The following is a 10339-nucleotide window of genomic DNA, read 5'->3' as shown; positions in this document are numbered from 1 at the left end:
CGCTCGGCGCGCTCGACCTCAAGCTGCGCCGGCAGATGCAGATCGAGCTGAAGCGGATCCAGGACGAGGTCGACACGACGTTCGTGCATGTGACCCACGACCAGGAGGAGGCCATGACCATGGCCGACACGGTCGCGGTCATGAACGGCGGCGTGATCGAGCAGATGGGCAGCCCGCAGGAGCTCTACGAGCACCCGCACACGACCTTCGTGGCCAACTTCCTCGGCCAGTCGAACCTGATCCGCGGCGACGTCCGCGGGCAGGAGGGCGCCGACGTGGTGGTCCAGGTCGAGGGCAACCGGCTGGTGGCCCCGAAGGTGCGCTCCGCCGAGGGTGCCGACCAGGTCTGGGTCGGCATCCGTCCGGAGAAGGTGGTGCTGGCCGCGCCCGGCACCGCTCCGCAGAACGGCGCCAACGTGCTCGGTGGTGCGGTGGTCACCGACGCCAGCTTCACCGGCGTCAGCACGCAGTACCTCGCCCGCGCCCCGTGGGGCCAGGAGCTCATGGTCTTCGAGCAGAACACCGGCGTGCAGAAGCACTTCAGCGTCGGCGACGTGGTCGACCTGCACTGGGTGCCGGACCACACCTTCCTGCTCGACGCGCGGCAGGACGCCACGGCGGGCGTGCAGCGTGAGGACGAGGAGGCGTGAGCCAGGTCGAGGCCATCAAGGCCGAGGCGGAGACCGGGCCGACACCGGAGGCGGAGCGCAAGCGCGGGTGGGTGGGGTACCTCCTGCTGCTGCCGGGCGCACTGTGGCTCGCGGTGTTCTTCGTGGTGCCGCTGTTCAGCCTGGTCAGCACCTCGCTCTACGACCCGGCCGGCTCGCTGGAGACCGGCTACCAGATGACCGGGTACGTCGCGAACTACACGACGGTGCTCGAGGACTACTCCGAGCAGTTCATCCGGTCGATGGTGTACGCCGGCCTGGCCACGCTGATCTGCATCGTCCTCGGCTACCCGCTGGCCTACGCGATCGCGTTCAAGGCGGGCCGCTGGAAGAACCTCATGCTGGTCGCGGTGATCGCGCCGTTCTTCACCTCGTTCCTGATCCGCACCATCTCCTGGCAGCTGCTGCTGGCCGACCAGGGTTGGATCGTCGAGACGCTCAAGTTCCTGCACATCCTCGGGCCGGACGGCCACCTGCTGGCCACGCCGGTGGCGGTGGTCACCGGCATCACCTACAACTTCCTGCCGTTCATGGTGCTGCCGCTCTACGCGTCGCTGGAGAAGATCGACCCGCGCCTGATGGAGGCCGGGGCCGACCTCTACGCCTCGCCGTTCACGACGTTCCGCAAGATCACGCTCCCGCTGTCGATGCCGGGGCTGGTCGGCGGCACCCTGCTCACGTTCATCCCGGCGGCCGGTGACTACATCAACGCGCAGCTGCTCGGGAACACCCAGACCCAGATGGTCGGCAACGTCATCCAGAAGCTGTTCGACGGCGGCTCCTACCCGGAGGCCGCGGCGCTGTCGGTGACGCTGATGGTGGTCATCGTGGTGATGGTCCTGCTCTACGTCCGCCGCGCCGGGACGGAGGACCTCCTGTGACCCGCGTCGGACGCTGGATCGGCGAGCACCTGGTCCTCGGCATCGGCCTGCTGGTGCTGCTCTACATGTTCGTGCCCATCGCGATCGTGATCGGGATGTCGTTCAACGAGCCGGCCTCGCGCAACAGCTACTCGTTCAACCAGTTCACGCTGCACAACTGGGCGAACCCCTGCGAGCCGATCGGCATGTGCGACTCGGTCGTGCTGTCGATCCAGATCGGCCTGCTGGCGACGCTGTTCGCGACCGCGCTCGGCACGCTGATGGCGTTCGCGCTGGTGCGGCACCGGTTCCGGGGCCGCTCCGTGGCCAACGTGTTCACGTTCCTGCCGATGGCCTCGCCCGAGATCGTGATGGGCTCCTCGCTGCTGGCGCTGTTCGTGGCCGGCGGGCTCGCCGGCCAGCTCGGCTTCGGCACCATCCTGGTCGCGCACATCCTGTTCTGCCTGAGCTTCGTGGTGGTGACCGTGAAGGCGCGGCTGGCCGGGCTCGACCCGCGGCTGGAGCAGGCAGCGATGGACCTCTACGCGAACGAGTGGCAGACGTTCTGGCGGGTCACCTTCCCGCTGGTGTTCCCGGGCATCCTGTCCGCGGCGCTGCTCAGCTTCTCGCTGTCGTTCGACGACTTCATCATCACGAACCTCAACGCCGGTCAGGAGGTGACGTTCCCGATGTTCGTGTGGGGCGCCGCGCAGCGCGGCATCCCGCCCCAGATCAACGTGGTCGGGACCGTGATGTTCCTGGTCGCGCTGGGCCTGGTGCTCGCCGGCGAGGTCGGCAGCCGGCGCCGGGCGCGGGCGTGACCTCCACGGCGGGGGTCGCCGGCCGGGCCCTCGCCGATGCGGCACCGACGGTCTTCTGGCTCGACGACCCGGACCGCCCCGAGCCGCTGCCGCCGCTGACCGGGCACCTGCACGCCGACCTGGTCGTGGTCGGCGGCGGCTACACCGGGCTGTGGACCGCGCTCCGGGCACGGGAGCGCCACCCGGACCGCTCGGTGGTGCTGCTCGAGGCGGGGCGGTGCGGCGACGAGGCCAGCGGCCGCAACGGCGGGTTCGCCTCGGCCAGCCTCACCCACGGGTTCTTCAACGGGATCGCCCGGTGGCCCGACGAGCTCGCCGAGCTCGACCGGCAGGGCGCCGCGAACCTCGACGCGATCGAGGAGACGATCCGCCGCTACGGCATCGACTGCCACTGGGAGCGCACCGGAGAGCTCACGGTCGCCGCCCGGCCCCACCAGGTCGACGCGCTCGCCGGGGCCGCGGAGGCCCTGCGTGCCGAGGGCCACAAGGTCGAGCTCCTCGACGCCGACGCGACGCGCGCCGAGGTCGCGTCGCCGACGTACCTCGGCGGGCTGCTCGACGAGCACGGCACCGCGCTGGTGGAGCCGGCCCGGCTCGCCTGGGGTCTGCGGAGGGCCTGCCTGGACGCCGGCGTGACCGTCCACGAGCGCACCCACGTCACCTCGGTCGAGCGCGGCCGGCAGGTCACCGTGCACACCCGGCACGGCTCCGTCCGGGCCGACCGGGTGGCGCTCGCGACCAACGCGTTCCCGCCGCTGCTGCGCCGGCTGCGGCTGATGGCGGTCCCGGTCTACGACCACGTGCTCATGACCGAGCCGCTCGACGCCGCGCAACGGGAATGGGTCGGCTGGGAGCGGCGCCGCGGCGTGGGCGACGCGGCCAACCTGTTCCACTACTACCGGCTCACCCGCGACAACCGCATCCTGTGGGGCGGCTACGACGCGGTCTACCACTTCGGCAGCCGGATCGCCCGGGACCTCGAGCAGTCCGACGCCACGCACGGCCTGCTCGCCGAGCACTTCTTCGCGACCTTCCCGCAGCTCGAGGGGCTGCGGTTCACCCACCGCTGGGGTGGCGTGATCGACACCTGCACGAGGTTCTCGCCGTTCTTCGGGACGGCGTACGACGGGCGGGTGGCGTACGCGCTCGGCTACACCGGGCTCGGGGTCGCCGCGACCCGGTTCGGTGCCGAGGTGATGCTGGACCTGCTGTGCGGCGAGGAGACCGAGCGGACCCGGCTGCGGATGGTGCGGGAGAAGCCGCTGCCGTTCCCGCCGGAGCCGGTGCGCTGGGCCGGGATCCAGCTGACCCGGCACTCGATGGAGCGAGCCGACCACAACGGCGGCCGCCAGAACGTGTGGCTCCGGGCGATGGACCGTCTGGGCCTGGGCTTCGACTCCTGACGGGGTCGGGCGAGAGGGAGGAAAGACAGATGGAGCAGCGGACGATCGCACCCCGGGTCATCGGGCACTGGCACGCCGGTGGCGGCTGGGACGGCACCGGTGAGCGGTACGGCGACGTCACCGACCCGGCGACCGGCGAGGTGACGGCGCGGGTCCGGTTCGCGACCGGCGGCGACGTGGAGGTGGTCGTCCGGGCCGCGGACGCGGCGGCGAAGGAGTGGGCCGCGGCGTCGGTCACGCGCCGTACCAACGCGCTGTTCGGCTTCCGGCAGGCGCTGGTACGCCGCCGGGAGGAGATCGCGGAGGCGATCACCGCCGAGCACGGCAAGGTCCTCGACGACGCGCTCGGCGAGGTGCAGCGCGGGCTCGAGGTCGCGGAGTTCGCCTGCGGCGCGCCGCACCTGCTCAAGGGGGCGTTCAGCGACGAGGTCTCCGGCGGCGTCGACGTGCACTCGCTGCGGCAGCCGCTCGGCGTGGTGGCCGTGATCTCGCCGTTCAACTTCCCGGCGATGGTGCCGCTGTGGTTCGTGCCGGTCGCGATCGCGGCGGGCAACGCGGTGATCCTCAAGCCCAGCGAGAAGGATCCGTCCGCGTCGCTGCTGCTGTCGGAGTGCTGGGCCGAGGCCGGGCTGCCCGACGGCGTCTTCAACGTCGTGCAGGGCGACAAGGAGGCCGTCGACGGGCTGCTCACCCACGAGCGGGTGAAGGCGGTGTCGTTCGTGGGCTCGACGCCGATCGCGCGCTACGTCTACGAGACCGCCACCGCGCACGGCAAGCGCGTCCAGGCGCTGGGCGGAGCCAAGAACCACATGGTGGTGCTGCCCGACGCCGACCTCGACGCCGCCGCCGACGCCGCGGTCAACGCCGGCTTCGGGTCGGCGGGGGAGCGGTGCATGGCGATCTCGGTGCTGGTCGCGGTCGACCCGGTGGGCGACCGGCTGGTGCCGATGATCGCCGAGCGGATGGCCGGCCTGCGCACCGGTGACGGCCGCAAGGGCTGCGACATGGGGCCACTGGTCACCCTGGCGCACCGCGACAAGGTCGCGTCGTACCTCGACTCCGGGCAGGCGGCCGGCGCCGAGCTCGTGGTCGACGGCCGGGAGGTGGTCCCGGAGGGCGCGGCCGAGGGCTTCTGGCTCGGGCCGTCGCTGTTCGACAAGGTGCAGCCCGGCAACCCGGCGTACGACGACGAGATCTTCGGGCCGGTGCTCTCGGTGGTCCGGGTGGCGTCGTACGACGAGGCGCTGGAGCTGGTGAACCGCAACCCCTACGGCAACGGCACCGCGATCTTCACCCGCGACGGCGGCGCCGCCCGGCGCTACCAGCGCGAGGTCGAGGTAGGCATGGTCGGCGTGAACGTGCCGATCCCGGTGCCGATGGCGTACTACTCCTTCGGTGGCTGGAAGGCCTCGCTGTTCGGGGACGCGCACGCGCACGGCACCGAGGGGGTGCACTTCTTCACCCGCGGCAAGGTGGTCACCTCGCGCTGGCCGGACCCCGGCACCGGCGGGATCGACCTGGGCTTCCCGCAGCACGACTGACGGGTCCTACCAGGAGTACCCCGGTGGCACGGGTCGGCACGTCGCCCTCGCTTTCGCGCGCAGGGCGCGGACCCGGTCGCGATGGGTGCCGGCGTAGGCCTTGTTCGTCAGCTCCTGCGGGTCACGACGGTAGTCGTAGAGCTCGCGGAAGCCGTTGTTGTACCGCACGTACAGCCATCGGGCGGTGCGGTAGCCGCAGTAGGACGGATGCAGGGGAAGACTGTCGAACCTGAGCGCGCGCAGGGCTTCGAGCGGGTAGCCGGAGCGACGCTTGCGTCCGAGCAGGTCGAGCCCCTCCGTGTCCAGGGTGCCACCGACGACCCGGTTGATCGTCGTGGCGAGATCGATGTTGAGGGCCAACCGGCCGTCCGTCCTGTTCTTGGGGATGTGGCCGTCCCACCGCATGACCAGGGGGATCGAGGTCGACCACCGGTAGGGCAGGTACTTCCACTCGAGCAGGTGGTGCTCACCGAGCATCAGCCCGTTGTCGCTGGTGTAGATGAACAGGGTGTTGTCCATGCGGTCCGTGTCCTCGAGCGCGCGCACGAGCGCGCCGACGGCCTCGTCCACGGACATCAGCATCTCCTGCATGCCGACGACGTCCGCGTCGATCCGCTGTTGCGATCTCCGCGGGTACATGCGCACCCACGGAGGCTTGTCGGAGACGTCCTCACGCACCGCTGCGGGCCGGTAGGAGGGGATCCGGCCCGCCCAGTCGCCCTTGTGACGCGGTGCGGGGATGTAGGGACGGTGAGGAGCCGTGGGTGCGAAGTACAGGAACAGGGGCTGGTCGGCCGGCGCGTTCCTGATGATGCGCACGGCGTGCCTTCGGAGGACGTCTGTCTGGTAGTCAGCGGGCTTCTCGCCGTAGCACTTGCCGTCGGAGAGCCGGTAGTTGTACTTGCCCGACTTCGTCGTGAACGTCACCTGCTCGTCCCACCCCGGAGCGACGTAACCCCTGGCCGCCGCCGACGGGTAGCCGTTCAGGAGCTTGCCCACGAGGGCGGTGTGGTAGCCCACCGCATCGAGTGCCGTGGCGAGGGTCCGCCGGTGCAGGCCGCGGGCGCGAAACGTCCGCCACCCGCCGTACGGCCTGCCGTTGCGGTAGACGCGGGTGCTGTGCGCGTAGAGCCCCGTGAGGAGCGAGGCGCGGGCCGGGCAGCACAAGGAGGTGGGCGCCCCGGCGTGGGTGAACAGGACGCCCTTGCGGCGCACCTGCTTCCAGAGCCGCGGCATCCGGTTCATCGTCCGCACGCGCTGGTCGTCGGTCAGGACGATGACCACGTTGGGGGGACCGTCGTGGATCGTGGTCTCCGCGGACCGTGCCGTGGTCGTCTCGGGCACCGCGGGGGAGCCGAGCAGGCAGAGGGCTCCGACGAGGGGCACAGACGCGGTCAGTCCCAAGCGTCGGCTCGCGAGGCGGAAGCGGGTCCTGGTTCGACACCTCGCAGTCCGCCCGGACATGGGTACCTCCCAAGATGCAGTTCCCGTCCACAGGTATCCGCTGTCAGGCTAGGCACGACCAGTCGCCGAGCGATACGGCCCGGACTCGAAATGGCGCGTCGGGGTCATGCCTGCCGGCCCGATCGGACCCCAGACCGTCCGAGGCGGCGCTCGTCGGTGCCGCGTCCTAGGGTCGGGGCCATGGCCACGCCCCACGAGCTGACCCGGGACCAGGCGCGCCGGATCGCCGTGCGTGCGCAGCTGCTGGACGGCGACCGGCCGACCGACCTGCTCGGGATGCTGCGGCACGTGACCTCGCTCCAGAACGACCCCACCGCCGCGGTCGCGCCGAGCGCGGAGCTGGTGGCCTGGAGCCGACTCGGGTCGTCGTACCGCCTCGGCGACCTGGCCGCCGCCGAGGCGGCCGGGCAGGTGGTCGAGCTCGGGGGAATGCTGCGGCCGGCCGAGGACATCGCGCTCTACACCGCCGAGATGGCGGCCTGGCCGGGGCCGGGGCGGCTCCGGGACTGGGAGGAGTCGCAGCGCGACTGGGTCGAGGCGAACGACGGCTGCCGCCGCGACATCCTCGACAAGCTGTACGACGAGGGCCCGCTGCCGGCGACCGAGCTCCCCGACACCACGGTGCTGCCGTGGGAGTCCAGCGGGTGGAACAACGACCGCAGCCGCCGGATGCTGATCGGGCTGATGGTCCGGCGCGGCGAGGTGGCCTCGGCGGGGTACGACGGCCGGACCCAGCTGTGGGACCTGGCCGAGCGGGTCTACCCCGACGTGCCCCCGGTGCCGTACGACGAGGCGCTGCGGATCCGGGACGAGCGGCGGCTCCGCGCGCTCGGTATCGCCCGCGCCAAGGCGCCCGAGCTCCCCGGGGACCGGGTCGACGTCGGCGACGCGGGGGAGCCGGCCGTGGTCGAAGGGGTCCGCGGCACCTGGCGGGTCGACCCCGAGCAGGTCGCCCGCCTCGACGTGCCGTTCACCGCCCGGGCCGCGCTGCTGTCCCCGCTCGACCGGCTGGTCTACGACCGCAAGCGGATGACCGAGCTCCTCGGGTTCGACTACCAGCTCGAGATGTACAAGCCCGCCGCGAAGCGGCGCTGGGGCTACTGGGCGATGCCGATCCTCCACGGCGACCGGCTGGTCGGGAAGCTCGACGCGAGGGCCGAGCGCGCCGACGGGGTGCTGCGGGTCCACGCCGTGCACGAGGACGAGCCGTTCCCGGACGACGTACGCACGGCGGTGGACGCCGAGGTCGACGCTCTGGCCCGGTGGCTGGGGCTCGCGGTCGACCCGGATGTCGGAGGTGCGGCGTAGGCTCGTCTGCGGACGTTTGGGCTGCACAGGCAACTCTGTTCCGAGGGAGGACCCATCATGTCCGCACCCGGCGCGCACAACACCGAGTACCCCGACCACATCGACGGCGCGGTCCTCAAGATCGCCGGCGTGGTCGTGCTCGGCGCGATCATGTCGATCCTGGACATCACCGTCGTCAACGTCGCGCTGCCGACGTTCCAGGAGGAGTTCGGGACCCCCGACAACCCGGTGTCCTACGCCCACGTGGCGTGGACGGTCACCGGCTACACCCTGGCCCTGGCGACGGTGATCCCGATGACCGGTTGGGCCGCCGACCGGTTCGGCACCAAGCGGCTCTACCTCACCGCGATCTTCCTGTTCACCGCCGGCTCCGTGCTCTGCGCGCTGGCGTGGGAGATCAACGTCCTGATCGCGTTCCGGGTGCTGCAGGGACTCGGCGGCGGCATGCTGATGCCGCTCGGCATGACGATCATGACCAGAGCGGCGGGCCCGCACCGGATGGGCCGGTTGATGGCGATCCTCGGCGTCCCCATGCTGCTCGGCCCGATCCTGGGCCCGATCCTCGGCGGCTGGCTGATCGAGGTCGCGAGCTGGCACTGGATCTTCCTGATCAACCTGCCGCTGGGCGTCGCGGCCCTGATCTACGCCTGGGTGGTGCTCGAGAAGGACACCCCGGAGCCCTCGGAGTCCTTCGACTTCCTCGGCATGGCCCTGATGTCGCCCGGCCTGGCGCTCTTCCTCTTCGGGGTCTCGTCGCTGCCCGCGGAGGAGGGCGACTTCAGCGCGCCGCGGGTGTGGGTGTCGATGCTGGTCGGCGTCCTGCTGATGCTCGCGTTCGTGTGGCACTCGTTCCGTCCCGAGCACCCGCTGCTCGACCTGCGGCTGTTCAGGAACCGCAACCTGACGGTCTCGATCATCACGATGTTCATGTTCGCGGCCGCGTTCTTCGGCGGCCTGCTCCTGGTCCCGACGTACTTCCAGCAGATCCGCGGGGAGTCCACCCTGCAGGCCGGCCTGCTCGTCGCCCCCCAGGGCATCGGCGCCATGGTCACCATGCCGATCGCCGGGCGGCTGGTGGACAAGATGCCGGTCGGCCGGATCGTGCCGTTCGGCCTGGTCGGCATCATCATCGGGATGTTCGGCCTCACGCAGGTCACCGCCACCACGCCGTACCCCCAGCTGATCGCGATGCTGTTCGTGATGGGCCTCGGCATGGGCGCCTCGATGATGCCGCTGTTCACCTCGGCGCTGAAGACCCTGGCCAACCACGAGGTCGCCCGCGGCTCGACGCTGCTCAACATCACCCAGCAGGTCTCGTCCTCGTGCGGGGTGGCGCTGATGTCGGTGCTGCTGACCAACCACCTCAACGACTCGCCGGTCATCCCGGGCACGGAGAACATCCCCGGCCTGCCCGACGGCCTCACCGAGACCCAGGCGGCGATCCTGTCCAACACCAACCCGGAGGAGTTCGCGAAGCTGCAGCTCCCGGCGGCCGCCGTCGCCCAGGGCCTGGTCGACGCCGCCGAGGCGTTCGCCCAGACCTTCTGGGTGGCCTGGGTGCTGGTGGTGCTCACGCTGATCCCGGCGCTGATGCTGCCGCGCAGGCGCGAGGAGGCCCACCTGCTCGACGACGAGGGCGTCCCGCCGGTGGTCGTCGACTGATCAGCGGCTGATCCGCGGGGGTCAGGTGCCGGCCACGTGCCACGGGTGCCGGCACCCGCAGACCGGGCCCAGCCGCTCGTCGGCCGCGACCCGGACCGGGCAGTAGGGACGCAGGCCCCAGAGCCGGTCCACCCAGGTGTGGGGATCGACCTTGTCGGCGTGGCCGCACTCGGGGCAGGCGTCCATGCCTCCCAGCCTAGGTGGGCTGGGTCGTCGAGCGGGTGCCCCGGTGACGCCGGCGGTACGTTCGGCGGGTGCAGTCGCTGCGGGGGGCGGTGGACGCGGTGGCGCACCGGTCCGGGATCGGGGACTACTTCGACGAGGTCGCGATGGGGGACGTGGACGAGCCGCCGCTGCCGGTCCCGGTGCACCGGCTGGCGGCCACGGAGTACTACCTGCCGGTGCTCGACGGGCACCCGACGGTGTCGCCGGCGGGGCGCGACGCAACCCCCCCAGCGTCGCGCCCCGGCAGGTCAGTGGGTGCGGGCGTTCACAGCAGGCTCGATGCCTTGTCGAGGACCACGCGCAGGATCTGCTCCATCTCGTCGAAGTGCTCCTGCGTGCAGACCAGCGGCGGCGACAGCTGGATGACCGGGTCTCCGCGGTCGTCGG

General features: G+C 71.3%; 9 protein-coding genes. 7 read left to right on the top strand and 2 right to left on the bottom strand.

Annotated elements, in window-relative coordinates; genetic code table 11:
- From EKO23_RS23855 to EKO23_RS23835, 5 genes are all read left to right on the top strand, one after another.
- A partial coding sequence (locus EKO23_RS23855; protein ID WP_134720987.1) for an ABC transporter ATP-binding protein occupies positions 1–650 on the top strand: 650 nt, incomplete at its 5' end.
- Positions 647–1549 carry an ABC transporter permease gene (locus tag EKO23_RS23850; protein ID WP_134720986.1) on the top strand — a complete coding sequence of 301 codons (903 nt, stop codon included), beginning with the start codon at positions 647–649 and terminating at the stop codon, positions 1547–1549. The genes EKO23_RS23855 and EKO23_RS23850, both read left to right, overlap by 4 nt.
- Entirely contained in the window at positions 1546–2349 is an 804-nt protein-coding gene (locus EKO23_RS23845; RefSeq protein ID WP_134720985.1) for an ABC transporter permease, read from the top strand. Before EKO23_RS23850 ends, EKO23_RS23845 begins: the two co-directional genes overlap by 4 nt.
- Positions 2346–3752, top strand: a complete 1407-nt coding sequence (locus tag EKO23_RS23840; protein ID WP_134720984.1) for an NAD(P)/FAD-dependent oxidoreductase — start codon at positions 2346–2348, stop codon at positions 3750–3752. Before EKO23_RS23845 ends, EKO23_RS23840 begins: the two co-directional genes overlap by 4 nt.
- Before the next feature lie 29 nt (positions 3753–3781).
- Entirely contained in the window at positions 3782–5293 is a 1512-nt protein-coding gene (locus EKO23_RS23835) for a CoA-acylating methylmalonate-semialdehyde dehydrogenase (RefSeq protein WP_134720983.1), read from the top strand.
- A 6-nt stretch (positions 5294–5299) separates the two neighbouring features.
- Here the strand turns inward: EKO23_RS23835 and EKO23_RS23830 are convergent, their stop codons facing one another.
- On the bottom strand, positions 5300–6679 hold the full coding sequence (locus EKO23_RS23830) for a sulfatase family protein (RefSeq protein ID WP_167880630.1): 1380 nt from the start codon (positions 6677–6679) through the stop codon (positions 5300–5302).
- Between the two features lie 258 nt (positions 6680–6937).
- On the opposite strand from EKO23_RS23830, the gene EKO23_RS23825 reads away from it, so the two are divergent.
- Positions 6938–8065: a DNA glycosylase AlkZ-like family protein gene (locus EKO23_RS23825; RefSeq protein ID WP_134720981.1), complete on the top strand. Its 1128-nt coding sequence runs from the start codon at positions 6938–6940 to the stop codon at positions 8063–8065.
- Between the two features lie 57 nt (positions 8066–8122).
- Positions 8123–9727 (top strand): DHA2 family efflux MFS transporter permease subunit, encoded by a 1605-nt coding sequence (locus EKO23_RS23820; protein ID WP_134720980.1) that lies wholly within the window; start codon positions 8123–8125, stop codon positions 9725–9727.
- Positions 9728–9748: 21 nt separating this feature from the next.
- Here the strand turns inward: EKO23_RS23820 and EKO23_RS25540 are convergent, their stop codons facing one another.
- Positions 9749–9913, bottom strand: coding sequence for a hypothetical protein (locus EKO23_RS25540; protein WP_167880629.1), 165 nt, complete (start codon positions 9911–9913; stop codon positions 9749–9751).
- Positions 9914–10339 lie beyond the last annotated feature (426 nt).

The sequence above is a fragment of the Nocardioides guangzhouensis genome (genome assembly GCF_004519545.1).
In the GTDB taxonomy this organism is placed as follows: domain Bacteria; phylum Actinomycetota; class Actinomycetes; order Propionibacteriales; family Nocardioidaceae; genus Nocardioides; species Nocardioides guangzhouensis.
Note: the sequence above shows the minus strand (reverse complement) of the source record. Positions and strands in the feature narration are given on the sequence as shown.

Bases quoted from the DNA above. Each gene is read 5' to 3' on its own strand.
- EKO23_RS23825 (WP_134720981.1), top strand. From the start codon at position 6,938: ATGGCCACGCCCCACGAGCTGACCCGGGACCAGGCGCGCCGGATCGCC.
- EKO23_RS23835 (WP_134720983.1), top strand. From the start codon at position 3,782: ATGGAGCAGCGGACGATCGCACCCCGGGTCATCGGGCACTGGCACGCC.
- EKO23_RS25540 (WP_167880629.1), bottom strand. From the start codon at position 9,913: ATGGACGCCTGCCCCGAGTGCGGCCACGCCGACAAGGTCGATCCCCAC.
- EKO23_RS23820 (WP_134720980.1), top strand. From the start codon at position 8,123: ATGTCCGCACCCGGCGCGCACAACACCGAGTACCCCGACCACATCGAC.